The sequence below is a fragment of the Hydrogenophaga sp. Root209 genome (assembly GCF_001428625.1).
Lineage (GTDB): Bacteria > Pseudomonadota > Gammaproteobacteria > Burkholderiales > Burkholderiaceae_C > Hydrogenophaga.
In genome coordinates, this window is record NZ_LMIE01000029.1 from 320381 (window position 1) to 344715 (window position 24335).

General features: G+C 61.7%; 25 protein-coding genes and 2 tRNA genes. 14 read left to right on the forward strand and 13 right to left on the reverse strand.

Annotated elements, in window-relative coordinates; genetic code table 11:
* The 4 genes from ASE11_RS26710 to ASE11_RS15045 form a co-directional block, all read left to right on the forward strand.
* A partial coding sequence (locus ASE11_RS26710) for a peptide chain release factor-like protein (RefSeq protein ID WP_235501311.1) occupies nucleotides 1-542 on the forward strand: 542 nt, incomplete at its 5' end.
* On the forward strand, nucleotides 539-1375 hold the full coding sequence (gene prmC, locus ASE11_RS15035; protein WP_056273092.1) for a peptide chain release factor N(5)-glutamine methyltransferase: 837 nt from the start codon (nucleotides 539-541) through the stop codon (nucleotides 1373-1375). The genes ASE11_RS26710 and prmC, both read left to right, overlap by 4 nt.
* 53 nt (nucleotides 1376-1428) lie before the next feature.
* Complete coding sequence (gene grxD / locus ASE11_RS15040) at nucleotides 1429-1752, forward strand: Grx4 family monothiol glutaredoxin (protein ID WP_056273096.1); 324 nt, start codon at nucleotides 1429-1431, stop codon at nucleotides 1750-1752.
* Between the two features lie 189 nt (nucleotides 1753-1941).
* The gene (locus ASE11_RS15045; protein ID WP_056273099.1) at nucleotides 1942-2946 is read left to right on the forward strand and encodes an AAA family ATPase; all 1005 of its coding nucleotides are present in this window, start codon (nucleotides 1942-1944) and stop codon (nucleotides 2944-2946) included.
* Between the two features lie 95 nt (nucleotides 2947-3041).
* Here the strand turns inward: ASE11_RS15045 and ASE11_RS15050 are convergent, their stop codons facing one another.
* Nucleotides 3042-3671: a lytic transglycosylase domain-containing protein gene (locus ASE11_RS15050; RefSeq protein WP_056273101.1), complete on the reverse strand. Its 630-nt coding sequence runs from the start codon at nucleotides 3669-3671 to the stop codon at nucleotides 3042-3044.
* Complete coding sequence (locus tag ASE11_RS15055) at nucleotides 3668-5413, reverse strand: proline--tRNA ligase (protein ID WP_056273105.1); 1746 nt, start codon at nucleotides 5411-5413, stop codon at nucleotides 3668-3670. The genes ASE11_RS15050 and ASE11_RS15055 overlap by 4 nt, the downstream gene beginning before the upstream one ends.
* A gap of 196 nt (nucleotides 5414-5609) precedes the next feature.
* Here ASE11_RS15055 and ASE11_RS15060 point away from each other — a divergent pair, with 196 nt between their 5' ends.
* Nucleotides 5610-6254, forward strand: coding sequence for an RNA pyrophosphohydrolase (locus tag ASE11_RS15060; RefSeq protein ID WP_056273108.1), 645 nt, complete (start codon nucleotides 5610-5612; stop codon nucleotides 6252-6254).
* Nucleotides 6255-6283: 29 nt separating this feature from the next.
* Entirely contained in the window at nucleotides 6284-6781 is a 498-nt protein-coding gene (locus ASE11_RS15065) for a CNP1-like family protein (protein WP_162258053.1), read from the forward strand.
* A 21-nt stretch (nucleotides 6782-6802) separates the two neighbouring features.
* Here ASE11_RS15065 and proB read toward each other — a convergent pair whose 3' ends face one another.
* From proB to rplU, 4 genes are all read right to left on the reverse strand, one after another.
* On the reverse strand, nucleotides 6803-7966 hold the full coding sequence (gene proB, locus ASE11_RS15070; RefSeq protein ID WP_056274238.1) for a glutamate 5-kinase: 1164 nt from the start codon (nucleotides 7964-7966) through the stop codon (nucleotides 6803-6805).
* Nucleotides 7967-7987: 21 nt separating this feature from the next.
* A complete protein-coding gene (cgtA, locus tag ASE11_RS15075) occupies nucleotides 7988-9058 on the reverse strand; it encodes an Obg family GTPase CgtA (RefSeq protein ID WP_056273116.1) in 1071 nt (356 codons plus the stop codon).
* A gap of 140 nt (nucleotides 9059-9198) precedes the next feature.
* Nucleotides 9199-9456: a 50S ribosomal protein L27 gene (rpmA, locus tag ASE11_RS15080; protein ID WP_056273119.1), complete on the reverse strand. Its 258-nt coding sequence runs from the start codon at nucleotides 9454-9456 to the stop codon at nucleotides 9199-9201.
* A gap of 13 nt (nucleotides 9457-9469) precedes the next feature.
* The gene (gene rplU / locus ASE11_RS15085; RefSeq protein WP_056273123.1) at nucleotides 9470-9781 is read right to left on the reverse strand and encodes a 50S ribosomal protein L21; all 312 of its coding nucleotides are present in this window, start codon (nucleotides 9779-9781) and stop codon (nucleotides 9470-9472) included.
* Nucleotides 9782-10055: 274 nt separating this feature from the next.
* Between rplU and ASE11_RS15090 the strand changes: the two genes are divergently transcribed.
* The 8 genes from ASE11_RS15090 (at nucleotide 10056) to ASE11_RS15125 (ending at nucleotide 16761) form a co-directional block, all read left to right on the forward strand.
* Nucleotides 10056-10985, forward strand: a complete 930-nt coding sequence (locus ASE11_RS15090; protein ID WP_056273125.1) for a polyprenyl synthetase family protein — start codon at nucleotides 10056-10058, stop codon at nucleotides 10983-10985.
* A 49-nt stretch (nucleotides 10986-11034) separates the two neighbouring features.
* A tRNA-Pro gene (locus tag ASE11_RS15095) sits at nucleotides 11035-11111 on the forward strand.
* Nucleotides 11112-11282: 171 nt separating this feature from the next.
* Nucleotides 11283-13016, forward strand: a complete 1734-nt coding sequence (pilB, locus tag ASE11_RS15100) for a type IV-A pilus assembly ATPase PilB (RefSeq protein ID WP_056273128.1) — start codon at nucleotides 11283-11285, stop codon at nucleotides 13014-13016.
* A gap of 32 nt (nucleotides 13017-13048) precedes the next feature.
* Nucleotides 13049-14266 (forward strand): type II secretion system F family protein, encoded by a 1218-nt coding sequence (locus ASE11_RS15105; protein WP_056273134.1) that lies wholly within the window; start codon nucleotides 13049-13051, stop codon nucleotides 14264-14266.
* A complete protein-coding gene (locus tag ASE11_RS15110; RefSeq protein WP_056273137.1) occupies nucleotides 14266-15126 on the forward strand; it encodes a prepilin peptidase in 861 nt (286 codons plus the stop codon). Before ASE11_RS15105 ends, ASE11_RS15110 begins: the two co-directional genes overlap by 1 nt.
* A gap of 8 nt (nucleotides 15127-15134) precedes the next feature.
* Nucleotides 15135-15740 carry a dephospho-CoA kinase gene (coaE, locus tag ASE11_RS15115; RefSeq protein ID WP_235501312.1) on the forward strand — a complete coding sequence of 202 codons (606 nt, stop codon included), beginning with the start codon at nucleotides 15135-15137 and terminating at the stop codon, nucleotides 15738-15740.
* 42 nt (nucleotides 15741-15782) lie between these two features.
* A complete protein-coding gene (zapD, locus tag ASE11_RS15120; protein ID WP_056273144.1) occupies nucleotides 15783-16538 on the forward strand; it encodes a cell division protein ZapD in 756 nt (251 codons plus the stop codon).
* A gap of 19 nt (nucleotides 16539-16557) precedes the next feature.
* Nucleotides 16558-16761, forward strand: coding sequence for a DNA gyrase inhibitor YacG (locus tag ASE11_RS15125; protein ID WP_056273147.1), 204 nt, complete (start codon nucleotides 16558-16560; stop codon nucleotides 16759-16761).
* A gap of 15 nt (nucleotides 16762-16776) precedes the next feature.
* Here ASE11_RS15125 and ASE11_RS15130 read toward each other — a convergent pair whose 3' ends face one another.
* From ASE11_RS15130 to ASE11_RS15165, 7 genes are all read right to left on the reverse strand, one after another.
* Nucleotides 16777-17238: an NUDIX domain-containing protein gene (locus ASE11_RS15130; protein WP_056273150.1), complete on the reverse strand. Its 462-nt coding sequence runs from the start codon at nucleotides 17236-17238 to the stop codon at nucleotides 16777-16779.
* Nucleotides 17235-18113 carry an ATP-binding protein gene (locus ASE11_RS15135; RefSeq protein WP_056273154.1) on the reverse strand — a complete coding sequence of 293 codons (879 nt, stop codon included), beginning with the start codon at nucleotides 18111-18113 and terminating at the stop codon, nucleotides 17235-17237. Before ASE11_RS15135 ends, ASE11_RS15130 begins: the two co-directional genes overlap by 4 nt.
* A gap of 10 nt (nucleotides 18114-18123) precedes the next feature.
* Nucleotides 18124-19371, reverse strand: a complete 1248-nt coding sequence (argJ, locus tag ASE11_RS15140) for a bifunctional glutamate N-acetyltransferase/amino-acid acetyltransferase ArgJ (RefSeq protein ID WP_056273157.1) — start codon at nucleotides 19369-19371, stop codon at nucleotides 18124-18126.
* 65 nt (nucleotides 19372-19436) lie between these two features.
* Nucleotides 19437-22193 (reverse strand): preprotein translocase subunit SecA, encoded by a 2757-nt coding sequence (secA, locus tag ASE11_RS15145; RefSeq protein ID WP_056273161.1) that lies wholly within the window; start codon nucleotides 22191-22193, stop codon nucleotides 19437-19439.
* 164 nt (nucleotides 22194-22357) lie between these two features.
* Nucleotides 22358-23308 carry a M23 family metallopeptidase gene (locus tag ASE11_RS15150; RefSeq protein ID WP_200959372.1) on the reverse strand — a complete coding sequence of 317 codons (951 nt, stop codon included), beginning with the start codon at nucleotides 23306-23308 and terminating at the stop codon, nucleotides 22358-22360.
* A 408-nt stretch (nucleotides 23309-23716) separates the two neighbouring features.
* Nucleotides 23717-23792 (reverse strand) — tRNA-Thr (locus tag ASE11_RS15160).
* An 18-nt stretch (nucleotides 23793-23810) separates the two neighbouring features.
* The gene (locus tag ASE11_RS15165) at nucleotides 23811-24332 is read right to left on the reverse strand and encodes a ClpXP protease specificity-enhancing factor (RefSeq protein ID WP_056273170.1); all 522 of its coding nucleotides are present in this window, start codon (nucleotides 24330-24332) and stop codon (nucleotides 23811-23813) included.
* Between the last annotated feature and the right edge of the window lie 3 nt (nucleotides 24333-24335).

A 24335-nucleotide genomic window follows, 5' to 3' on the forward strand; every position in this document is an offset into this window, starting at 1 on the left:
GGGTGCAGCGCGTGCCCGCCACTGAAACGCAAGGCCGCATCCACACCAGCGCAGCCACCGTGGCCGTGATGCCCGAGCCTGACGAAACGGAAGCGGTGAAACTCAATCCGAGCGAGCTGCGCATCGACACCTACCGCGCCAGCGGTGCTGGCGGCCAGCACATCAACAAGACCGACTCCGCCGTGCGCGTGACCCACCTGCCCACCGGCATAACCGCCGAATGCCAGGACGGTCGCAGCCAGCACAGCAACAAGGCCAAGGCCCTGCAGGTGCTCACCGCACGCCTGCAGGAGAAAGACCGCAGCGAGCGCGCCGCCAAGGAAGCCGCCACCCGCAAGGGCCTGATCGGCAGCGGCGACCGCAGCGACCGCATCCGCACCTACAACTTTCCCCAGGGCCGCATCACCGACCACCGCATCAACCTCACGCTCTACAAGGTGCTGCAGGTGATGGAGGGCGATCTGGACGAAGTGGTCCATGCCCTGCAGGTGGCGCGAGGCATCGAGCTGATGGCCGAACTTGAGCAGCGCAACGGCGCATGACGACCGCACGCGAAACGCAGGCACGCCTGCAGCACGAAGGCCTGGATCGGCTGGATGCACAGATGCTCGTGTTGCTGGCCCTTCATCGCAACCCGCACGATCGCGCCTGGCTGCTGGCGCACGACAGCGATGCGCTTGAACCCGATGCCTTGAGACGGCTGGCCGCCCTGCTGCAGCGGCGCCAGCGTGGTGAACCGATGGCTTACCTGTGCGGCAAACAGGAATTTTTCGGGTTGCCATTGGCCGTGGATCACCGGGTGCTGGTGCCACGCCCCGACACCGAAACGCTGGTGCACTGGGCGCTGGAGATGATGGATACGCAAGCCCGTCCAGCCCGCGTGCTGGACCTGGGCACCGGCAGCGGCGCCATCGCGCTGGCCATCGCTTCGCAGCGGCCACATGCATCGGTGAGCGCCACCGACGCCAGCGAAGATGCCCTGGCGGTCGCCCGCGACAACGCGCAGCATCTGGGATTGTCCGTGCACTTTCACGTCGGATCGTGGCTGGACGCCGTGCCGGGCCAACGCTTCAACGTGATCGTCACCAACCCTCCCTACATTGCCGAGGGCGACCCACATCTGGCCGACCTGACGCACGAACCCCTGTCGGCCCTCACGGCCGGCGCCGACGGCCTGGACGACATCCGCACCATCGTCGCCAATGCGCCGCAGGCGCTGGTGCCGGGCAGCTGGCTGCTGATCGAACACGGCTTCGACCAGGCCGCTGCGGTTCGCGGCCTGCTGCAAGACGCCGGATTCGAGCAGGTGAGCAGCCGCACCGACCTTGCGGCCATCGAGCGCTGCAGCGGCGGCCAATGGCCGCAAGGGCGATAATGCAGACCGTTCCCGGGTCAGTTCAGACCCATTCGCAGAAGGACCTTTCAGCCATGAGCGACGCCCAAACCCGAATCGACCAACTGGTCAAATCCAACGACATCGTGCTGTTCATGAAGGGCAACGCGAGCTTTCCCATGTGCGGCTTTTCCGGCCGTGCCATCCAGATCCTCAAGGCCTGCGGCGTCGAGACCAAAACGCTCAAGACCGTGAACGTGCTCGAAGACGAAGAAGTCCGCCAGGGCATCAAGGAATACAGCAACTGGCCGACCATCCCGCAGCTCTACGTCAAGGGCGAATTCGTCGGCGGCTCGGACATCATGATGGAGATGTACCAGTCGGGCGAACTGCAACAGGTCATCACCGGTCAGAGCTGAGAAGCCCTGCGCCACCGCACAAGCCGCCCTCGGGTGGCTTTGTCGTTTCCGTCGCCCGCCATTTGCGCGGTTTCGCACGGACATGGTCAATCCGGCAGTCAACGGGGTCTTCACGGGGCTTTTCGGGCTTCATGGCGGGCACATCTTGTGCTTGAATGAAATCGCCACTGAACCTTCAAGGAGAACCGCATGAGCTCACGCAGCCTGGTCGCTTCACCCCCTCTTGGTCTGCCCATCGCCCAGATGCGCAGCGTGTTCAGCGCCGACGAAGTCGAGCGCAAGCTGGCCAAACTGCAGGCCAGTGGCAACGAGCGCGAATACGAAAGCCTGCGCAACACGTGGCAGCGCATGCTGGAGCGCGGCCCACAACGCTTCGCCGTCAAACCATCGGGCATACCGGACATGGCGCCGCTCTACGACCTGCTGCCCAATTTTGGTGAGGTGCTCGACGATGTGAAGCGCCACGTGGCCCTGAGTCAGGACAGCCGCGACAGCCTGGAGGTCACCCCCATCCTCTTGCTCGGCCCCCCCGGCGTTGGCAAGACCCACTTCGCCAAACAGCTCGCCGACCTGCTGGGCACCAGCCTGAGCCTGGTGCCCATGAGTTCCATGACGGCGGGCTGGCTGCTGTCGGGTTCATCCTCTCAATGGAAAGGCGCCAAACCGGGCAAGGTGTTCGAAGCGTTGATCGACGGCCAGTACGCCAACCCGGTGATCGTGGTCGACGAGATCGACAAGGCCAATGCCGATGCGCAATACGACCCACTGGGCGCGCTCTACAGCCTGCTGGAGCACGACACCGCGCAAAACTTCGTTGACGAGTTCGCCGAGGTGCCCATCGACGCCAGCCAGGTGATCTGGGTCACCACCGCCAACGACGAGCGCCACATTCCCGAGCCGATCATGAACCGCATGAACGTCTTCGAGATCGCACCACCCACACTGGAAGCCGCACGCAAGATCGGAGCCCATCTCTACCGCGGCATCCTCGGGGAACACGACTGGGGACAGCGCTTTGATCCGGAGCCTGCCGACGACGTGCTGGACCAGCTCGCGGTGCTGGCACCGCGCGAAATGCGCCGGGCGCTGGTCACGGCGTTCGGCAATGCCCGGCTGGACAACCGCTACCGCGTGGAACCCGACGATCTGCCCAAAGCGGGCACGAGCAAGAGCCGCATCGGATTTCTGCAATAGCTCTCGGCGGTTTCGCCGCCGGGCCGCCGCAAGGAGAAAAGCACGCCCTTCGGGGGCAACGCCCTGCGTAGCGGCGGAACGTGGGGGCACATGCTTCACGCGTCAGGGTGTGCCCAGTTCCTGGATGCTGCGTAAACGGCGTTGGGGTATTCAGCACGGCCCCGGCTGCCGTTGTAGCGGCCCAGCGCCAGAAAAGTGTCGCCGCGTTCGCGGTCGAGGTAGTGGCGCAGGATCACGCAACCAAAGCGCAGGTTGGTCTGCATGTTGAAGAGTCGGCTGGGGTCGCCATCGCCAATCAGGCGTGACCAGAACGGCATGATCTGCATGTAGCCCCGCGCACCCACACGCGAGATGGCGAATTTCCGGAATGCGCTCTCGACCTGGATCAAGCCCAGCACCATCGTGGTGTCCAGCCCCGCGCGGCGCGTTTCGTACCAGACGGTCTGCAGGAATTCAATGCGCGTCTGAAAGTCGGTCTTGCGCCGCTGCAGCCGCCCACTGCTGGCGCCAAGCCAACGCAAGTAGGCCAGCCGCTTTTCCAGGTTGGTGAACTCAGGCACCGGCGGCGCGCTGTTGGAGATGGCGGCACTCAATGCACCGCGCACCGAATCGGCCAGCGGCTCTTCAAGCTGACCACCTGCGTGCGCCCAATTGGGCAACGAGCCCAGCCCCAGCGACGCCGCCCCCAGCAGGCAGTCGCGTCGCGACCAAGCCAGAGGCTTCATGCGCCGAGCTTGCCCTTCAGCAAGGCAAGCACGTCGGCCACCGCCACCTGGGTGGCGGCAACCTCACGGCGGTGCTGGTATTCCACCTGGCCCGCCTTCAAGCCCCTGTCGCCGATGGTCACGCGGTGCGGCACGCCGATGAGCTCCCAGTCTGCAAACATCGCCCCGGGGCGCTCGCCGCGATCATCCAGGATCACGTCGATGCCCGCCGCGATCAGATCGCCGTGGAGTTGTTCGGCGGCAGCCTTCACCTCCGGGCTGCGGTCCATACCGATGGGGCACACCACCACGGTGAACGGTGCCAGCGCGTCGGGCCAGATGATGCCGCGCTCGTCGTGGTTCTGTTCGATGGCCGCGGCTGGCAAGCGCGTGATGCCGATGCCGTAGCAACCCATTTCGAAGTGAGCAGGCTTGCCGTCTTCGCCCAGGAAGGTGGCGTCCATCGCCTTGCTGTATTTGGTACCCAGGTAAAACACATGGCCCACTTCGATGCCACGCTCGATGGCGAGCAGGCCCTTGCCGTCGGGTGAGGCGTCGCCTTCGACCACATTGCGCAGATCTGCCACCACGTCCGGCTCAGGCAGGTCGCGGCCCCAGTTCACGCCGGTCATGTGGAAGTCCGGTTCGTTGGCGCCGCAGATCCAGTCGGCCATCACGGCCACTTCGCGGTCCACCACCAGATTCACCGGCTTCTGCAGGCCGACAGGGCCGAGGTAACCCGGCTTGCAGCCGAAGTGCGCATCGATCTCAGCTCCGGTGGCGAAGCGGAACCCGGCATTGAGGCCCGGCACCTTGGCCACCTTGACTTCGTTCATGTCGTGGTCGCCGCGCAGCAGCAGCAGCCAGACCTGACTATTGGCGACTTCACCCGTCTCGTTGAGTTCGTCGGTGGCCAGCACCAGCGACTTCACCGTGGTGGCCAGCGGCACGCCCAGCAGCGTGGCCACGTCCGCGCAGGTGCTCTTGCCCGGGGTTGGCGTTTTGGCCATTCCGTTTGAGGGAGCTGGACGCAGCGCCGCTGGTGCCAGCGCCTCGGCTTTCTCCATGTTGGCCGCATAGTCGCTGCCAGGGCAGTACACGATGGCGTCTTCTCCCGTGGCCGCGATCACCTGAAACTCCTCGCTCAGATCACCCCCAATAGCGCCGCTGTCAGCGGCCACGGCGCGGTAACGCAAGCCGAAGCGGTCGAAGATGCGCCGATAGGCCGCAGCCATCACCTGGTAACTGGCCTGCGCGGCTTCACCAGTGCGATCAAAACTGTAGGCATCCTTCATGATGAATTCGCGCCCACGCATCAAGCCAAAACGCGGACGACGCTCATCGCGAAATTTGGTTTGGATCTGGTAAAAATTCTTCGGCAGCTGCTTGTAGCTGCGCAGCTCCTGGCGCGCGATGTCGGTGACCACCTCCTCGCTGGTGGGCTGCACGATGAAATCGCGGTCGTGCCGGTCCTTGATGCGCAGCAGTTCCGGGCCCATCTTTTCAAAGCGGCCGGTTTCCTGCCAGAGCTCGGCCGGCTGGATCACCGGCATGGTGAGTTCGACCGCGCCGGCACGGTTCATTTCCTCGCGCACGATGGCTTCCACCTTCTGGATCACGCGCAGACCCATGGGCATGTAGCTGTAGATGCCGGCGCCAAGCTTCTTGATCATGCCGGCGCGCGTCATCAGTTGGTGGCTCACCACTTCGGCGTCGGCCGGGGCTTCCTTTTGGGTCGAGATGAAGAACTGGGAGGCTTTCATGGGCTCAGCGCCGCCCGCAGGCAGCTCGGTGGATTCAAAAAGGGAGGGCTCCGAACAGATGTGCAGGGCAAACCGGCTCAGGTGAGCCAATTTTGGTGCGTCCCGCAGCGCTCAGAGAGACAACAGGTGTGTGATCACTTCGCAACTCGCAAGGAGCGATGCATAATGAAGACAGTTCAAAAATTTGGGGTTGATTATGCTTGACAGAGAAGGCTTCAGGCCCAATGTCGGCATCATCCTGCTCAACCAGCGAAACCAAGTGTTCTGGGGCAAGCGCATCCGTTCCCACTCTTGGCAGTTTCCGCAAGGTGGCATCGACAGGGGCGAGACACCTGAGCAGGCGATGTACCGCGAGTTGCACGAAGAAGTGGGCCTCATGCCCGAGCACGTGAACATCGTGGCCCGCACGCGGGACTGGTTGCGCTACGAAGTGCCGGACCGCTTCATCCGCCGGGATGCCCGCGGCCACTACAAGGGCCAGAAACAGATCTGGTATCTATTGCGACTGGTGGCGCAAGACTGGAACCTGAACCTGCGCGCCACGAGCCATCCTGAATTTGACGCATGGCGCTGGCACGACTACTGGGTGCCGCTGGACGTCGTGGTCGAATTCAAACGTGGCGTCTATGAGATGGCACTCACGGAGTTGGCGCGATACCTGCCCAGGACCGATCATCGAAACCGCTATTTGCGCAGCGGCACGCGGCAACGCCAGGACGATGGCGGTGATGAATCCATGTCGCCGCTGTGTGCGCCCATGGGGCTGGAACTGCCACCTGGCGCCAGCTTCGACCCCGATCCACAGAACGATGGCCGTTCAGTGAACACCCCTTTCAAATGACATTTCATTCTCAATACCAGCCAAAGTGGATGGCCTCGGCATTCGCGTTCGTAGCGCTCTGCACAACGGCTTCGATTCTCCAGGCGCAACCCTCCTCCCTCGAAAAGACGGTATGGGTCGAGTCAGCAGTGGTTCCTCCAACGGAGTTCAGTACGGAAGTGCTGCAGGCATTTGAAGTCATGAAGAACTCGACCCTGACATATGGCATCGATCCCGCCAGCCTGAGCGTGGGTGACGACGGCGTGGTGCGCTTTGTGATGGTGGCACGCAGCGCCAGCGGAGCGCTCAACGTCCTGTACCAGGGCATACGCTGCGCGACCGCCGAAACCAAGACCTACGCGCGTTTGAGCGACAAGGGAGGCTGGAACACCAGTCCGGACGTCAAGTGGCAGGCATTGTCTTTCAGAGGTCCAACGCGCCCCGCCATGATTCTGGCTCGCCAAGGCGTTTGTGAAGGCCGCACCGTCACGGGCAGTCCACAGAAAATCCTCGCGGCCTTGAAGACCGATCGCATCGATTTCCGCTGAATCGCCTTCGGGCTGCCACTTTCAGGTGCGCGCCAGCACCATGTTGTCGCGGTGAATCATTTCGGGTTCAGCTGCGTATCCGAGCAGTCGCTCAAAATCAGCAGACGATTTGCGACACAGCAAACGGGCCTCCGAGCTGGCGTAGTTCGCCAGACCACGGGCCACCTCGACGCCACGGCCATCGCGAACGGCGATCACATCACCCCGCGAAAAGTCGCCATCCACGCCCGTCATGCCGATCGGCAGCAGGCTTTTGCCCTCGCCGACGATCTTGCCCACGGCTCCGTCGTCCACCACCACTGCGCCGCGCATCTGTAGGTGGTCCGACATCCAACGCTTGCGCGCCTGGTTCTTCGGGGTATTGGCCACCAAACAGGTGCCAATGGCCTCTCCATCGCACAAGCGGAGCAATACCCGCGGCTCACGCCCCCAGGCAATCACTGTTGAGGCTCCCGACCCGGCCGCACGCTTGGCAGCAAGGATCTTGGTGATCATGCCCCCCTTGCCGATACCACTGCCAGCCCCTCCCGCCATGGACTCGAGCAGGGGATCGCCTGCACGTGCCTCGTGCACGAACCGCGCTGCAGGATCGTGCCGCGGGTCAGCCGTGTACAGGCCCTTCTGATCCGTCAGGATCACAAGCACATCGGCCTCCACCAAGTTGGCCACCAAAGCCCCCAGGGTGTCGTTGTCGCCAAACTTGATCTCGTCATTGACAACCGTGTCGTTCTCGTTGATCACCGGCACGACACCCAGTTGCAGGAGCGTGAGCAAGGTCGAGCGGGCGTTCAGATAGCGCTCCCGGTCGGCCAGATCAGCGTGCGTAAGCAGCACCTGCGCACTGCCAACGCCATGTTCGCGCAACTTGGACTCGTACATCTGGACCAGCCCCATCTGCCCAACGGCCGCTGCCGCTTGCAGTTCATTGACTTCTTTGGGACGCACCGTCCAGCCCAGGCGCTTCATGCCTTCGGCCACCGCGCCGCTACTCACCATGATGAGTTCGCGGCCTTCCTGCACCAGCGCCGCCAGCTGCTGACTCCATTGCCCGATCGCATCCTCGTCGAGCCCTCGACCCTCGTTGGTCACCAGGGACGAGCCCACCTTGACCACGATGCGACGCGCCGTTTTCAGTGGTCCATTGACGCGCAATGGCGCCAAACCCGTGTTGTCTGCAAGGAGCATGGTCGACATGGGAAAGAAAGTTCAGCCAGGCAGGGGCGTATCAAAACGCGGATCGATATCCACCGGTGCCAGCGTGGCCTGGTGGACCTTGGCGATGTGTTCGTAGACCTTCTGGACCAGAAACTCGCACCCCTCACGCGTGAGCGCGGATATCTCGAACACAGGGCCCTTGTACTTGAGACGCTTGACGATGTCCTTGACCTTCGCTTCGCGCTCATCCAACGGAACCATGTCCAGCTTGTTGAGCACAAGCCAGCGCGGCTTCTCATACAACGCCTGGTCGAACTTCTTGAGCTCGGCGACGATGGCTTTGGCCTGCACGACGGGATCCACACCTTCGTCAAAAGGTGCGACGTCCACCATGTGCAGCAGCAAACGCGTTCTCTGCAGATGTCGCAGGAACTGATGCCCCAGGCCCGCGCCCTCCGATGCACCCTCGATCAGGCCTGGAACATCGGCTACCACAAAGCTCTTCTCGGGCGCCACTCGAACCACACCCAGGTTCGGATGCAGCGTCGTGAACGGGTAGTCGGCGATCTTCGGGCGGGCGTTCGAGATGGCTGAAATCAAAGTGGACTTTCCAGCGTTGGGCATGCCCAGCAGGCCCACGTCGGCCAGCACTTTGAGCTCCAGCGTGAGGGTCCGTTTCTCGCCAGCCCAGCCCGGCGTTTTCTGTCGCGGCGCCCGGTTGGTCGAGCTCTTGTAATGCATGTTGCCAAAGCCCCCGTCGCCGCCTTTGGCAATGGTGACCTGCTCGCCAGGCTGCAACAGTTCATGCAGCACTTCGCCGGTCTCGGCATCGGCAATGATGGTGCCAACCGGCATTTTGAGAATGATGTCGTCACCCTTGACACCGAACATGTCGGAGCCTTTGCCATGCTCCCCGCGCTCGGCTTCAAAGCGGCGCGTGAAGCGGAAGTCCACCAGCGTGTTCAGGCTGGCATCGGCCACGGCGTACACGTGCCCACCGCGTCCACCGTCACCGCCATCGGGGCCGCCGAATTCCTTGTACTTTTCATGCCGGAAAGATGCGCAGCCATTGCCGCCATCGCCCGCGGCGACATCAATGGTGGCTTCATCCACAAATTTCATGACATGCTTTCCAGGGACGCATCCCCACAAAAGAAACCAAAACAAAAAGCCCGCTTGAGCGGGCCTTCTGCATTCAACGCGTCAGCACTCTGCAAACGCTACCCACGCTCTACAAGCCGGCAGCGATCGCAATCACCCGATCAAACGGGCGTGATGCTGACGGTCTGGCGATTGAGTTCGCCCTTCACGGCAAAGCTCACGTGACCATCCACCGTGGCAAAGATCGTGTGGTCCTTGCCCAGACCGACGTTCAAGCCGGGGTGGAACTTGGTGCCGCGCTGACGCACGATGATCGAGCCTGCGCTGACCAGTTCACCGCCAAACGCTTTCACGCCGAGCATCTTGGGCTTGGAATCGCGCCCGTTTCGCGTTGAGCCGCCGCCTTTTTTCTGTGCCATGTTGACTTACTCCTCAGGCTGCGATCGACGAAATCTGCAGTTCGGTGAAATTTTGACGGTGACCCTGGCGCTTCTGGTAGTGCTTGCGACGGCGCATCTTGAAGATGTGCACTTTGTCGTGTCTACCATGAGCCAACACCGTGACCGTGACCGTTGCGCCGGAAACCAAGGGAGTGCCGACCTTGATCTCGGTGCCGTTGCCGACAGCCAGAACCTGGTCAAACACGATCTCTTGGCCCACATCCGCAGCAATCTGTTCTACTTTAATTTTTTCGCCAGCAGCAACACGATACTGTTTGCCACCGGTTTTTATGACCGCGTACATATGAACCTCTTGTAAAAAATCCACGAATGGAAATCCAGCGAACCAAATTCCGCTGAGCCCGTGATTTTAGCATGGCGCAGTCTGGACAACAAGTAGCACCGCTCAGCGCACAAGCAAGCCAACGACTGCTCTTTGGCTCCCGGGGGAGGGGGCGCAACCTTCTTCCTATAATCCATCCTGCAGCGGCATACCCAGCCACTCCCTTCCTCCGGCTCGCATCTTGACGATCTCCACCCCCACAACTGGCAACCCGCTAGAACTGATCCAGCCCGACATGCATCGGGTCGACGAAGTGATCCATGAGCGGCTGACAACCGAGGTACCGCTGGTCAGGGAAGTCGCTCAGTACATCATCTCGGCGGGAGGCAAACGTTTGCGCCCCGCCCTTCTGCTGATGCTCAGTGGCGCCATCGGCAGCCAGAGCCCACACCGACACGCATTAGCTGCGGTTGTGGAGTTCATTCACACGGCGACTTTGCTGCACGACGATGTTGTGGACGAGTCCACGCTGCGACGCGGCCGTGAAACGGCCAATGAGCGCTTCGGCAATGCAGCAAGCGTTCTGGTCGGTGACTTCCTGTATTCGCGCGCCTTTCAGATGATGGTGGATGTGAATGACATGCGCGTCATGCAAGTGCTATCGGACGCCACGAATGTGATCGCAGAAGGGGAAGTGCTGCAACTCATGAACATGCACGACGCCTCCATAGACGAGGGGGCCTACCTGAAGGTGATTCGATCCAAGACCGCCAAGCTCTTTGAAGCCAGCTCCCGACTCGCTGCCATTCTTGCCCGCGCGGACGAATCCACCGAGGCTTTGTGCGCCAGTTACGGACAGGCGTTGGGCACTGCGTTTCAAGTGATCGACGATGTACTTGACTACGAGGGCAGTGCAGAGGAACTGGGAAAGAACCTGGGCGATGACCTGAGGGAAGGAAAAGTGACTTTGCCGATCATTTGCGCACTGAGAACCGGATCTGAAGCTCAGAAGCACCTGATCCGCCAGGCCATCGAGCAAGGGGATGTGGCCCATCTGGATGACATCCGCTCGATCATTCTCGACACCGGCGCCCTAAGAGAAGCAAGAGCGAGTGCAGATGCTGAAGCGCAGCGAGCGATGGACGCTGCAGCGCAGCTTCCCGAGAATGTCTACAGTGCCGCTTTGCTACAATTAGCGGCGGGATTGCTGGAACGCCGCTCCTGATTTTCAAGGCGATTCAGAAGCCGCTTTTTGCATGGCCCAACGGGCCCATCGGGGTGTAGCTTAGCCAGGTAGAGCGCTACGTTCGGGACGTAGAGGCCGGAGGTTCGAATCCTCTCACCCCGACCAAAATTCACCCCATGTCAGGCCGAAACAGGCACCGATGAACGGGGCATTTCAAGCGACCAGCGCAGACAGCGCGACCTCGTTACAACGCCGATCGGCGCGAATACGCATATTCAACACAACTTGCCTCAATATTGACGGCCAAGTCGTTGATTTACGCTAGATTACGGGTCTATGGCGTCCGTCGAATCTGTCACTCAGGAAACTCCGTCCATGGCCCTGCCCGGCTTGGGTCGTGCATTGGTGTCGGCAGGAAAGCTCGGACAAAAGGCCGCAGAGGATCTTTACCGAAAAGCCCAGAGCGGCAGATCCAGTTTCATCGCAGAACTCACGGGCTCTGGCGCTGTGTCTGCTTCGGATCTGGCGCACACCATGTCGGTGGCGTTTTCTGCACCTTTGCTTGATCTGGATGCGATCGATATTCCGCGTCTGCCCACTGGTTTGCTGGATGCAAAAATCTGCGCCGACTACCGAATCGTGGTTCTCAGCAAGCGCAACAACCGCTTGATGGTGGCCACGGCCGATCCAGCCGATCAGCAAGCTGCAGAGAAAATCAAGTTCGCAACGCAGATGGGTGTGGACTGGGTCATCGCCGAGTACGACAAGCTCAGCAAGCTGGTGGAGTCGCAGACCACCAGCGTCTCCGAAACGATGGACAACATCATCGGCGGGGAGTTCGAGTTCGACGAAATGGCCACCGAGACTGTGGTCACGGACTCGACCGAGAAGGCGTCGGAAGTCGATGACGCCCCGGTGGTCAAGTTCCTGCACAAGATGTTGATCGACGCATTCAACATGCGCGCCTCAGACTTGCACTTTGAACCCTACGAGCACAGCTACCGCGTTCGGTTCCGGGTCGACGGCGAGCTGCGCGAAATTGCCTCGCCGCCCATAGCGATCAAGGACAAATTGGCCTCCCGCATCAAAGTGATCTCCCGCATGGACATCTCCGAGAAGAGGGTGCCGCAAGATGGGCGGATGAAGCTCAAGATCGGACCGGATCGGGTAATCGATTTCCGGGTGAGCACATTGCCAACCCTCTTCGGCGAAAAGATCGTGATCCGTATCCTGGACCCCAGCAGTGCCAAAGTGGGCATTGATGCGCTGGGGTATGAGCCAGAAGAAAAAGAGCGGCTTATGGCGGCCATTGTTCGTCCATATGGCATGGTGCTGGTAACCGGTCCAACAGGGTCGGGCAAGACTGTTTCGCTCTACACCTGCCTGAACATACTCAACAAGCCCGGCATCAACATCTCAACGGCGGAAGATCCATCCGAGATCAACTTGCCTGGGGTGAACCAAGTCAACGTGAATGAGAAAGCCGGCTTGACGTTTGCTGCGGCGTTGAAGGCTTTCCTGCGGCAGGATCCTGACGTGATCATGGTCGGCGAGATCCGGGATCTGGAAACTGCCGACATTTCCATCAAGGCTGCGCAAACCGGGCACATGGTGCTCTCCACGTTGCATACCAACGACGCGCCGACCACGCTGACACGGATGATGAACATGGGCATTCCCACGTTCAATATTGCGTCCAGCGTGATCCTGATCACCGCCCAGCGTTTGGCCCGCAAGCTGTGCGTTGTGTGCAGGGCGCCCCTGGACGTACCCCGCAAGGCGCTGATCGACGCAGGCTTCAAGGCCGATGATCTCGACGGCACCTGGACGCCCTACCGTCCCGTAGGCTGCTCGGCCTGCAACAACGGCTACAAGGGCCGGGTCGGCATCTACCAGGTAATGCCGATCACGGAAGAAATTCAACGCATCATCCTGCGCGGTGGAAGCGCGCTGGACATTGCCCAGCAAGCCAGCAAGGAGGGCGTCCGCACGCTGCGAGAGTCCGGCCTGCTCAAGGTGAAGCTGGGCATGACGTCGCTGGAAGAAGTGCTCAGCGTGACCAACGAGTGACGCTGAGCCAGACATACGCCTGAGAGGACACCATGGCAACCGCTGCAACCAAAAGCGTCAAAGACGCAGTTTTCGAGTGGGAAGGCAAAGACCGCAACGGCAAGACCGTGCGCGGCGAGACGCGCGCAGTGGGTGAAAACCAGGTGCTTGCCGCATTGCGACGCCAAGGCATCATTCCGGGCAAAGTAAAAAAACGCCGGATGAGTTCGGGCAAACGCATCAAGCCCAAGGACATTGCGATCTTCACGCGCCAACTGGCCACCATGATGAAGGCCGGTGTGCCTCTGCTTCAGGCCTTCGACATCGTCGGACGCGGCAACCCCAACGCCAGCGTGACCAAGCTGCTGAACGACATCCGCTCTGACGTGGAAACGGGCACGTCGCTCAGTGCCGCATTCCGCAAGAACCCACTCTACTTCGACAGCCTCTACTGCAATCTGGTCGAGGCGGGTGAAGCAGCCGGTATTCTTGAAGAGTTGCTGGATCGCTTGGCGGTCTACATGGAGAAGACCGAAGCACTCAAGTCAAAGATCAAATCGGCGCTGATGTACCCGATCGCAGTGGTCATCGTCGCATTCGTCGTGGTTGCGGTGATCATGATTTTCGTGATTCCCTCATTCAAGGAAGTGTTTTCTTCGTTCGGAGCTGACCTCCCTGCTCCCACCTTGTTTGTCATCGCCATGAGCGAGTTCTTCACCGAGTACTGGTGGCTGATCTTTGGCGGATTGGGTGGAGGGTTTTATTTCTTCATGCAGGCGTGGCGCCGCAATGAAAAGGTCCAAAGATTCATGGATCGCGTCCTGCTGAAACTGCCGATCTTCGGTGTGCTGATCGAGAAGTCGGTCATTGCCCGCTGGACCCGCACGCTTTCCACGATGTTCGCAGCAGGCGTGCCCTTGGTGGAAGCGCTCGATTCGGTGGGCGGCGCCTCGGGCAATTCGGTCTATTCGATTGCCACAGAGCGAATTCAACAGGAAGTGTCGACGGGTACCAGCCTGACCAACGCGATGACCAACGCCAACATATTCCCGTCCATGGTGCTGCAGATGTGCGCGATCGGAGAAGAGTCCGGCTCAATCGACCATATGCTGGGCAAGGCCGCAGACTTTTATGAAGCAGAGGTGGACGACATGGTGGCCGGCATCTCCAGCCTGATGGAGCCCATCATCATCGTGGTGCTCGGCACAGTCATTGGCGGCATCGTGGTCTCTATGTATCTTCCCATCTTCAAGCTGGGTCAGGTGGTTTGATGCTGAGCGCGGGCGCGCCGGAGGCGGCGCTGCTGGGGCTTCTGGGCCTGTTGGTGGGCAGTTTTCTCAATGTGGTGATCCACCGGCTGCCAAAGATGATGGAGTTGCATTGGGCGGCTGAATGCGCGGACCTCCAAGTGGGAAAAGACGTCGTGCAACAGTCCGCTCCCGCAGCCGAACCTTTCAATCTCATGGTGCCGCGCTCGCGCTGTCCCCACTGTGGACACCAGATTCGATGGTTTGAAAATGTCCCGGTCTTCAGTTACCTCGCGCTGCGCGGCAAGTGCAGCCAGTGCGCTGCGCCGATCAGCCTGCGGTATCCAGCGGTGGAACTCACGTGTGGAGCGCTTTTCGCCTGGTGCGGCTGGCGATGGGGCCTGGGTTGGGAAGCCTTTGCGTGGTGCGGGTTTTCGGCAGCGGTGCTCTCGCTGGCCGGCATCGACTGGGACACCACCTTGCTGCCCGATGACATCACGCTGCCCTTGTTGTGGGCAGGATTGTGCGCTGCGGGGCTTAGGCTCACCGATACGGCGCTTCCTGATGCGTTGTGGGGCGCGGTGGGAGGCTACCTGTCGCTGTGGTTAGTCTATTGGGCCTTCAAACTGACCACGGGCAAGGAGGGCATGGGCTACGGGGACTTCAAACTCTTCGCGGCCTTTGGCGCCTGGTTTGGGTGGCAGGCACTCATTCCCATCATCCTGATGGCCTCCGTGATCGGCGCCGTGATCGGGGTTGGCATCAAGCTCAAAGGTGAGCTGCGCGAGGGGGGCTATGTCCCGTTCGGCCCCTTCCTCGCGTTGGCGGGATTGACCGCCATGATTTTCGGACCATCGGCGATCCTGGCTGTCATCGGATTGTGAACGCCTCTTTGCAGTCAAACCCCCGCCTGCGGCTGGGGCTCACCGGTGGCATTGGCAGCGGTAAAAGCACCTTGGCGCGGCTGCTTCAGGGGATGGGCGCAGACTTGATCGATGCAGACGCCATTTCGCGCGCTTGCACCGAAAGCGGTGGCTCGGCCATCCACGCGATTGCTGAAACGTTCGGCGATGCGTTCATCACGACCGACGGCGCCCTGGACAGGCAGCGCATGCGCGAACACGTGTTTGCCCAACCCGAAGCGCGCAAAGTGCTTGAACGCATCGTCCATCCGTTGGTGGGCGGCGAGATCCGCCGCAAAACCTCACTCGCAACGGCCAGCGTGGTGGTGTTTGATATCCCCCTGTTGGTCGAGTCGCCACACTGGCGACCGCAGCTGGATCGGGTGCTGGTGGTGGACTGCTTACCCGCCACACAGGTCCGTCGGGTGACCCTGCGCAGTGGGTGGGACCTGCTCACCATCGAGGCCGTCATGCGCAGCCAAGCTGCGCGCGAGACGCGGTTGGCTGCGGCGGACTTTGTGGTGTTCAACGACTCCGACAGCATCGACAACCTGCAACATCTGGCGCAGGCGTTGGCGAATCGGTTCGGGCTATGATGAAGACCCGCTCGCTGCACCGCCCTGCGCACCCAAGCCGCTGTGATCCTGTACGAATACCCTTTCAACGAACGCATCCGCACCTACCTGCGACTTGAACAACTGTTCCGTCGCATGGTCGAACTGGTGCCGCGCCAGCATCCGCTGGACCACCACTTCGCGATTCAGACCATCTTCGAGATCATCGAAGTCGCCTCTCGAGCGGACATGAAGTCCGATGTGCTCAAGGACATCGACCGGCACAAGCAGCAGCTCATCGCTTACCGCGGCAACCCGATGATCTCGGAGCAGGCACTCAATGAGGCCATTGGCCAATTGGAAGATTGCTTTTCGCAGCTCAGCGGGCTGGCGGGCAAGACGGGTCAGGCGCTGACCGAAAACGACTGGTTGATGAGCATCCGCAGCCGCATCGGTATCCCCGCGGGCACCTGCGAATTTGACCTGCCCGCTTACTACAGTTGGCAGCACCACAGCGCCGAGGAGCGTCAAGCCGACTTGCAACGCTGGTCAGTGCCGTTGGCGCCGCTGGCTGAATCCATTGTTCTGCTGCTCAAGATGTTGCGGGATTCAGGCTCTCCTCAAAAGGTAGTGGCACCCGGTGGTCAGTTCCAGCAAACCCTGCCACAGGGTCGCACCTTCCAGCTGCTGCGCCTGCGCATGGACCCGAGCACCGGCCTGATTCCGGAAATCAGCGGCAACCGCCTGATGCTGTCGGTGCGCTTGATGCGCCAGGGGGACGACGACCGCCTGCACTCGGCACAAGACGACACGGCGTTCGAACTCACCCTCTGTGCCTGAGTTTTCTCTGACACTTGCCATGTCCTCGAACGCCAACACCAACCCATTGAAAACAGTGCGTTGCCCGGGATGTGGCGGGCCGAGCATCTACGCACCCAGCAATGCCTTTCGCCCGTTCTGCTGCGAGCGCTGCAAGAACATGGACTTCGGGGCCTGGGCCACGGAGAGCTTCAAACTGCCCGAGCAGGACAGCCAGAACGACCCTGACTTCGGGGCTTCTTGAACGGTCGACCTCGGCTCAGTTGGGTGCCGACCCGCGCTCTTGCACAAGCCATTCCAGCACCGGCACGGTGCCAGGCAAAATCGGCTCGCATCGCACTGGCACACCTTCCCAACTGAACTGCTGACCTTCGCGCATCTGCAGTTCACCCGTCCAGTCATACACCTTGCAGAAGTGCAAGCGGACCAGTGCATGGGGATAGTCCACCAGACTGTCGCGCCAAATGTGTGCCGCACCGATGGTCACGCCGATTTCTTCCTGCAGTTCGCGCCGCAGGGCCTGCTCGACCGACTCGCACGCTTCAAGCTTGCCACCCGGGAATTCCCAATAGCCTTCGTACACCTTGCCCATCGGACGTGACGTGAGCAGGAAACGGCCATCGGGCGCGATCAGCACGCCCACCGCAACATCGACCACAGGTCGGTCAATCGGTCGCACAGTGCCGGGCTCAGCGTCCACGACAAGGACTTGGCCGTTCATGCCTTCGATGCGTGCGTGCCGGCGTAGTCGCGGGCGAACTGGTAGGCCACGCGCCCACTGCGCGAACCGCGCTCCAGCGCCCAGACCAGCGCCTGGGGTCGCGCCGTCGCGATGTCGATGGAGGACACACCGAACGAGGACAACCATTGCGCCACGATCGTGAGGTACTCATCCTGGCTGAAAGGATAGAAGCTCACCCACAGGCCAAAGCGCTCCGAGAGCGATATCTTCTCTTCCACCACCTCGCCCGGGTGCACTTCGCCCTCGGCGGTGTGCGTGTAGGTGAGGTTCTCCTTCATGTACTCGGGCAACAGATGGCGCCGGTTGCTGGTGGCATAGATCAACACATTGGGGCTGGCCGCTGACACCGAACCGTCCAGGATCGACTTGAGCGCCTTGTAGCCGGGTTCGCCGTCTTCGAAGCTGAGGTCGTCGCAAAACACGATGAACCGTTCCGGGCGGTCGGTGACGACATCGACGATGTCCGGCAGGTCCACCAGATCAGCCTTGTCGACCTCGATCAGGCGCAGGCCTTGAGGTCGGTATTCGTTGAGACAGGCCCGAATCAGCGAGGACTTGCCCGTGCCGCGCGCGCCCGTGAGCAGCACGTTGTTCGCCGGAAGGCCCTGCACGAACTGCAGGGTGTTGCGTTGGATTTTCTCTTTCTGGCCATCGATTTCCTGCAGATCGGCCAGGCGCATGGCGCCAACCTGGCGCACCGGCTCCAGCGCGCCATGCCCGCTACTTCGCTTGCGGTAACGCCAGGCCACCGCAGCAGACCAGTCGGGCGCCTGCATGGGCTGTGGCAACACCGATTCAATGCGGGCCATCAGCTGTTCGGCGCGCTCCAACAGGCGTTCGAAATGTTCGTTCATGGCACGCAGATCAAGAGCGGTAGTCGGCGTTGATGGTCACGTAATCGTGGCTGAAATCGCAGGTCCACACCGTCTCGGTGGCAGTGCCACGGCCCAGGCCGATGCGAACCAGGATTTCGGCCGCCTTCATCACGCGTTGACCGTCTTCCTCGCGGTAGTCGGGGTGACGGCCTCCTTGGGTAACCACATGCACATCGCCGAGGTGCAGGTCGATGCCGCTCACCTCCAGGTCGTCGATGCCGGCGTAACCCACGGCCGCGAGGATGCGGCCCAGATTGGGATCGCTGGCGAAGAAGGCGGTCTTGACCAGGGGCGAGTGGGCCACGGCGTACGCCACCAGCAAGCATTCAGCGGCGGTGCGCCCACCTTCAACCTGGATGGTGATGAACTTGGTGGCGCCTTCTCCGTCACGCACGATGGCGTGCGCGAGGTGCCGCGCCACCTGCGTCAGACCCTCCAGCAGGGCGGTACCGGCCGGGCTGTGCAGATCCGTCACAGGCGTGTTTCCGGCTTGACCCGTGGCAACCACCACGAAGGAGTCGTTGGTGCTGGTGTCGCCGTCCACCGTGACGCGGTTGAACGATGCATCGGCTAGACGACGGGCCAGATCGTTCATGAGCGCGGGGGCCACGGCGGCGTCGGTGGCCAGGAAACCAAGCATGGTGGCCATGTTGGGGCGGATCATGCCGGCGCCCTTGGCGATACCCGTGGCACTCACGACGCACCCGTCAATCGACATACACTTGCTGACAGCTTTGGGCAAGGTGTCAGTGGTCATGATGCCCTGGGCTGCCGAGAGCCACTGCGCGCCGCTGTCCGTCTGCGACAAGGCCGCATCGGTCAGCGCACCGGGCAATCCCGCCAGCAGTCGATCAAGCGGCAGTGGCTCCATGATCACGCCTGTGGAGAACGGCAGCACTTGTTCGTGGTGCAGGCCCAACGAGCGGGCCAAGGCAGTGCAAGTCTGGCGCGCATGGGCCAAGCCAGGCGCACCCGTGCCCGCGTTGGCGTTGCCGGTATTGATCACCAGCGCACGAACACCCTGCCCCGCCGCCAGGTGCTCACGGCACACCTGCACCGGGGCGGCGGCGTAACGGTTCTGGGTGAACACCGCGCCAACCGCACAACCCTCGTCCAACAAAAAGACCGTGAGATCCTTGCGATTGGCCTTGCGAATGCCTGCCTCAGCCACACCGATGCGCACGCCCCCGATGGGGAGCAGGTCCGAGGCAGAAGGCGTGTCGAGTTGAACGGGCATGTGAACTCCGTGTATTCAGGGTGAGGTCAGTCAGCGGGACGCGCGGGACCGAAGGCCCCGCTGCGTCAGTCCAGCTTGCCGTGGCACTGCTTGTATTTTTTGCCGCTGCCGCAGGGACAGGGGTCGTTGCGTCCCACGCGTGGCACATCGCCAGCGGGACGAGGCGCGGCACTGGCGGCCGCACCCACCGTTGTCGCTTCACCCGTTTCGGTGGGCGCTGTGTAGGTCACGTTGGCGATCTGCTCGGCACGCTCCTCCAGTTGCTCGGCCGCCTGGGCCATTTGTTCAGCCGACTGCACACGCACGTTCATCAGGACACGCGTCACGTCGTTCTTCACCGTGTCCAGCAACTGGCCGAACAGCACGAAGGCCTCGCGCTTGTACTCCTGCTTGGGTTGCTTCTGGGCGTAGCCACGCAGGTGAATGCCCTGACGCAGATAGTCGAGAGCGGACAGATGCTCGCGCCATTGCCCGTCGATGGTCTGCAGCAGCACGACACGCTCGAACTGGGTGAAGTTCTCTTCGCCCACGATCTGCACTTTGCCATCGAACACCGCTTTGGCAGCGGCCACCACACGCTCGGCAACCTCTTCGGCGTCGATCGACTCCGCATCCGACACCCAGGTCGTCACGGGCACATCAACTGCCCACTCCTCGCGCAACACGCGCTCCAGCGTGGACAAGTCCCACTGTTCCTCGACGCTGCCTTCGGGCACGTATTCGTGCACCAGATCGGCAAAGCAGCCGTCGCGCAGCGAATCAATCTGGGCCCGCAGCGACTCGGCATCCAGAATATCGTTGCGCTGCTGGTAGATCACCTTGCGCTGATCATTGGACACGTCGTCGTATTCGAGCAGTTGCTTGCGAATGTCGAAGTTGCGAGCCTCGACCTTGCGTTGCGCACTCTCGATGCTTCGCGTGACGATGCCAGCCTCGATGGCCTCACCCTCAGGCATCTTCAGTCGGTCCATGATCGCTCGCACGCGATCGCCGGCAAAGATTCGCATCAGCGAGTCATCCAGGCTCAGGTAGAAGCGAGAGGAACCCGGGTCGCCCTGGCGGCCTGAACGACCTCGCAACTGGTTGTCGATGCGCCGCGATTCATGGCGTTCGGTGGCGATGATGCGCAGGCCACCGAGTGCCTTGACCTTGTCGTGGTCGGCCTGCCAATGCTGGCGCAGCGATTCGATGCGCGAAACCTTGGTGGCCTCGTCCAGCGATTCGTCGTTCTGCACCGCGTCGACCATCTTTTCCAGGTTGCCGCCGAGCACGATGTCGGTACCGCGACCTGCCATGTTGGTGGCGATGGTGATGCCGCCCGGGCGACCCGCCTGAATGATGATGTCGGCCTCGCGCGCATGTTGCTTGGCGTTCAGGACCTCATGGGGCAGGCCTTCCTTGGCCAGCAGCTCGGCGATGATTTCCGAGTTTTCAATCGATGACGTGCCCACCAGCACGGGCTGACCCCGTTCATGACACTCGCGAATGTCCTCGATGGCGGCAACGTACTTCTCTTTCGTCGTCTTGTAGACACGATCAAGCTGGTCAACCCGCTTGCTCACCCGGTTGGGCGGAATGACCACCGTTTCCAGGCTGTATATCTCCTGGAATTCATACGCTTCGGTGTCGGCCGTGCCGGTCATGCCGGCGAGCTTGCCGTACAGGCGGAAGTAGTTCTGGAAGGTGATGGAGGCCAGCGTCTGGTTCTCGGGCTGAATCGCCACACCTTCCTTGGCTTCGACCGCCTGGTGCAGGCCGTCGCTCCAACGCCGGCCCGTCATCAAGCGGCCAGTGAACTCGTCGACGATCACGATCTCGCCGTTCTGATTCACGTAGTGCTGGTCGCGGTGGTAGAGGTGGTGCGCCTTGAGCGACGTCACCAAGTTGTGCAGCAATGCAATGTTGGCCGGGTCGTAAAGCGACGCGCCCTCGGGAAGCAGGCCCGCCTGGCTCAGCAACTGCTCCGCATGCTCATGACCTTGTTCGGTCATGTGAATGGCATGGGCCTTTTCGTCCACCGTGAAATCACCCGGTTTGATGACACCCTCACCCGTGCGCACATCGGCTTCACCTTCCTGGCGCACCAGGTGTGGAACCAGTTGCTTGATGGCCATGTAGGTCTGGGTCTGGTCTTCGGCCTGACCGCTGATGATCAACGGCGTGCGGGCCTCGTCGATCAGGATGGAGTCCACCTCGTCGACGATCGCGTAGTTCAAGCCTCGCTGCACACGGTCGGCAGACTCGTACACCATGTTGTCGCGCAGGTAGTCGAACCCGTATTCGTTGTTGGTGCCGTAGGTGATGTCGGAGCGGTAGGCCGCCTGCTTCTCTTCGCGCGGTGCCTGAGGCAGGTTGATGCCAACCGTCAGGCCCAGGAAGTTGTACAGACGTCCCATCCATTGCGCATCACGGCTGGCCAGGTAGTCGTTGACGGTGACCACGTGCACGCCCTTGCCCGTGAGCGCGTTCAGGTAGACCGGCAGGGTCGCGGTCAGGGTCTTGCCCTCACCCGTGCGCATTTCGGCCACCTTGCCGTGGTGCAGCGCGAGGCCACCCACCAACTGCACGTCGAAGTGCCGCATCTTCATGATGCGCTTGCTGCCTTCACGCACCACTGCGAAGGCTTCGGGCAGCACGGACTCCAGGCCCTCGCCCTGCGCTATGCGCTGTTTGAACAATTCGGTCTGGCCACGAAGCTCGTCATCGCTGAGTTTTTCAAACTGCGCCTCCAGACCATTGATGCGCTCCACCGTTTTGCGGTAGGTTTTGAGCAAACGGTCGTTGCGGCTACCAAAGAGTTTGGTGAGGAAGTTTGTGGCCATACATGCAGTCCCACGCCAGACACCCTGAAGGCGCCGGGCAGGCAAAAGAAATGAGGAGGGCTCTTGCGAACCTGGAGGGCATACACCGAGCGCACTGAGGTGCCGGCGAACGCGGAGCTTTCAAGAGCAAAGCCGCGATTTTAACTGGCGAGACCCGGCCCTGTTCAGGGCTTGCGAGGGCCCACCGCCGCGGGCCGGGCCGCAGCAATCTTTTCACCAGCCGCCAGGAAACGTTGCGGGTCCTGTGGCACACCGGCAACCCAGACTTCAAAGTGCAGATGTGGACCGGTGGAACGACCGGTAGAACCCACACTGGCGATCTTCTGCCCGCGTTTGACGATGTCGCCCTTCTTCACGAAGGTCTGGGAGGAATGGGCGTAGCGAGTTATCAGGTCGTTGCCGTGGTCAACCTCGATCATGTTGCCGTAGGCAGCGTGGTACTCCTGCACCACCACCACGCCACCGGCGGCCGCCAGGATCGGCGTGCCCACATCGGCAGGAAAGTCCAGCCCGGTGTGCAGGGCCGAACGGCCGGTGATCGGATCGATGCGGAAGCCAAAAGGCGACCCGACCCGGACACCGTCCACGGGCTTTTCGGTAGGTATCAGCGTCTGCCGGATTTTCTGATCGAATAACCGCGATTCCACGACCGTGAGCCAGTCCACCCGGGAGCCACTGGAGACCTCGACCGTGTCAAGCGCCTGCATCAGCTCCTGCATGCTGATGTCACGGCTGGCCACGAGGGAGCCACCGGATCCTGGTGCATTCTTGAACTCGGCCGGATTGAGCCCCGCCAGACCCGCCACACGCTCACCCAGCGAATCAATCTGAATCATGCGTGCCTGCATTTCCCCGAGCTTGCGGGCCATGGCGTCGAGATTGGCGCGCATGTAGGCGTCTTTGGAATCAACCTCACTTTGGTGGACCAAGCGGGCGACTGAGGCAAAGCCGGGCCATCCCTGACGCACGCCCTCGAGAAAGAACCATTGGTATGAGCCGATCGACACAAGCATCAGCACCACGGAGGCCAACATGCCCGCACCGATCAGCTTGAAACCGTTGAGGTGCAGCGCCTTGCTCTTGGCCAACCAGGCGTCCGTGATAATGATGTGCACTCTGAAACCTTTCCTTGCGGTGAGCCGCGAGTGCCCATCCGTCCAATTCATATGGCCATCGACCAACGACCCCGCACGCTCTACAGCCTTGAACAGGCCGTGGGGGCCGCACCGTCGCTGGCCTTGCTGCAGGAGCGCATTCGCCAGTCCCAAGGGTACATGGATCAGATACGACATCTGATCCCGGCTGCCATGCGTCAGCAGGTGGTGGCTGGCCCTTTGCAGGACCAGGAGTGGTGCTTGCTGGTGGGCAGCGCGGCGGCGTCCACCAAGCTGAGGCAACTGTTGCCAGCCATCCAGCAGGCATTGACCCAAAGCGGTGCGCAGATTAACGCAATCCGGATCAAAGTCCAAGTGCCGGGGCGATGAATGCGCGCTGGGCGCAGGCCGATGGCAAATGCCTGGGGTTGGTGCCGCTTGTCTGACTCGAACAGACGACCTATCGCTTACAAGGCGATTGCTCTACCAACTGAGCTAAAGCGGCCCTGGGAAGGGTGCGAGTTTACTTGACGCGTTTGAGTTGCGGCCGGCCTGCCGCGCGGCCTGGGCCATCGGACGGTGGCTCTGGCGGTTCGTCGTCCTCGCCTGGCGCATCATCGCTCGTCACTGAGCGCAGCGGGCTGCGCGACGTGGTGTCTGTTGCCGGCTCGGGCGCATCGGTCGTCGCGTCCTCTTTGACGGCGGACAGCGTGGCGGGCGCCGGCGCGGGGAAGGCCATGCCCTGGCCGTTCTCGCGCGCATAGATGGCAATCACATGGCTGATGGGCACGACAATTTCGCGCGCCACGCCCCCGAAACGGGCCTTGAACTCGATGAAATCGTTGCCCAGACGCAAGGAGCTGGTGGCGTCCACGCCCACGTTGAGCACGATCTCGCCGTTCTTCACGAACTCCATCGGCACCTGCACAGAGGCATCCACCTGCACAGCAATGTAGGGGGAGAACCCGTTGTCCGAACACCATTCGTGCAAGGCACGAATCAGGTAGGGCCGAGTGGAAGGGATATCGGTGTCGACAGGACTCATAAC

Excerpts from the sequence above, each read along its gene's own strand:
- ASE11_RS15050 (WP_056273101.1), bottom strand. The coding sequence starts at position 3,671 with ATGAAGCCTCTGGCTTGGTCGCGACGCGACTGCCTGCTGGGGGCGGCG.
- ASE11_RS15110 (WP_056273137.1), top strand. The coding sequence starts at position 14,266 with ATGCTGAGCGCGGGCGCGCCGGAGGCGGCGCTGCTGGGGCTTCTGGGC.
- prmC (WP_056273092.1), top strand. The coding sequence starts at position 539 with ATGACGACCGCACGCGAAACGCAGGCACGCCTGCAGCACGAAGGCCTG.
- ASE11_RS15090 (WP_056273125.1), top strand. The coding sequence starts at position 10,056 with ATGCATCGGGTCGACGAAGTGATCCATGAGCGGCTGACAACCGAGGTA.
- secA (WP_056273161.1), bottom strand. The coding sequence starts at position 22,193 with ATGGCCACAAACTTCCTCACCAAACTCTTTGGTAGCCGCAACGACCGT.
- ASE11_RS15060 (WP_056273108.1), top strand. The coding sequence starts at position 5,610 with ATGCTTGACAGAGAAGGCTTCAGGCCCAATGTCGGCATCATCCTGCTC.
- grxD (WP_056273096.1), top strand. The coding sequence starts at position 1,429 with ATGAGCGACGCCCAAACCCGAATCGACCAACTGGTCAAATCCAACGAC.
- ASE11_RS15055 (WP_056273105.1), bottom strand. The coding sequence starts at position 5,413 with ATGAAAGCCTCCCAGTTCTTCATCTCGACCCAAAAGGAAGCCCCGGCC.
- rpmA (WP_056273119.1), bottom strand. The coding sequence starts at position 9,456 with ATGGCACAGAAAAAAGGCGGCGGCTCAACGCGAAACGGGCGCGATTCC.
- argJ (WP_056273157.1), bottom strand. The coding sequence starts at position 19,371 with ATGCCCGTTCAACTCGACACGCCTTCTGCCTCGGACCTGCTCCCCATC.
- ASE11_RS15165 (WP_056273170.1), bottom strand. The coding sequence starts at position 24,332 with ATGAGTCCTGTCGACACCGATATCCCTTCCACTCGGCCCTACCTGATT.
- ASE11_RS15130 (WP_056273150.1), bottom strand. The coding sequence starts at position 17,238 with ATGAACGGCCAAGTCCTTGTCGTGGACGCTGAGCCCGGCACTGTGCGA.
- cgtA (WP_056273116.1), bottom strand. The coding sequence starts at position 9,058 with ATGAAATTTGTGGATGAAGCCACCATTGATGTCGCCGCGGGCGATGGC.
- pilB (WP_056273128.1), top strand. The coding sequence starts at position 11,283 with ATGGCGTCCGTCGAATCTGTCACTCAGGAAACTCCGTCCATGGCCCTG.
- ASE11_RS15125 (WP_056273147.1), top strand. The coding sequence starts at position 16,558 with ATGTCCTCGAACGCCAACACCAACCCATTGAAAACAGTGCGTTGCCCG.
- ASE11_RS15065 (WP_162258053.1), top strand. The coding sequence starts at position 6,284 with ATGGCCTCGGCATTCGCGTTCGTAGCGCTCTGCACAACGGCTTCGATT.
- rplU (WP_056273123.1), bottom strand. The coding sequence starts at position 9,781 with ATGTACGCGGTCATAAAAACCGGTGGCAAACAGTATCGTGTTGCTGCT.
- ASE11_RS15045 (WP_056273099.1), top strand. The coding sequence starts at position 1,942 with ATGAGCTCACGCAGCCTGGTCGCTTCACCCCCTCTTGGTCTGCCCATC.
- ASE11_RS15105 (WP_056273134.1), top strand. The coding sequence starts at position 13,049 with ATGGCAACCGCTGCAACCAAAAGCGTCAAAGACGCAGTTTTCGAGTGG.
- ASE11_RS15135 (WP_056273154.1), bottom strand. The coding sequence starts at position 18,113 with ATGAACGAACATTTCGAACGCCTGTTGGAGCGCGCCGAACAGCTGATG.
- proB (WP_056274238.1), bottom strand. The coding sequence starts at position 7,966 with ATGCTCCTTGCAGACAACACGGGTTTGGCGCCATTGCGCGTCAATGGA.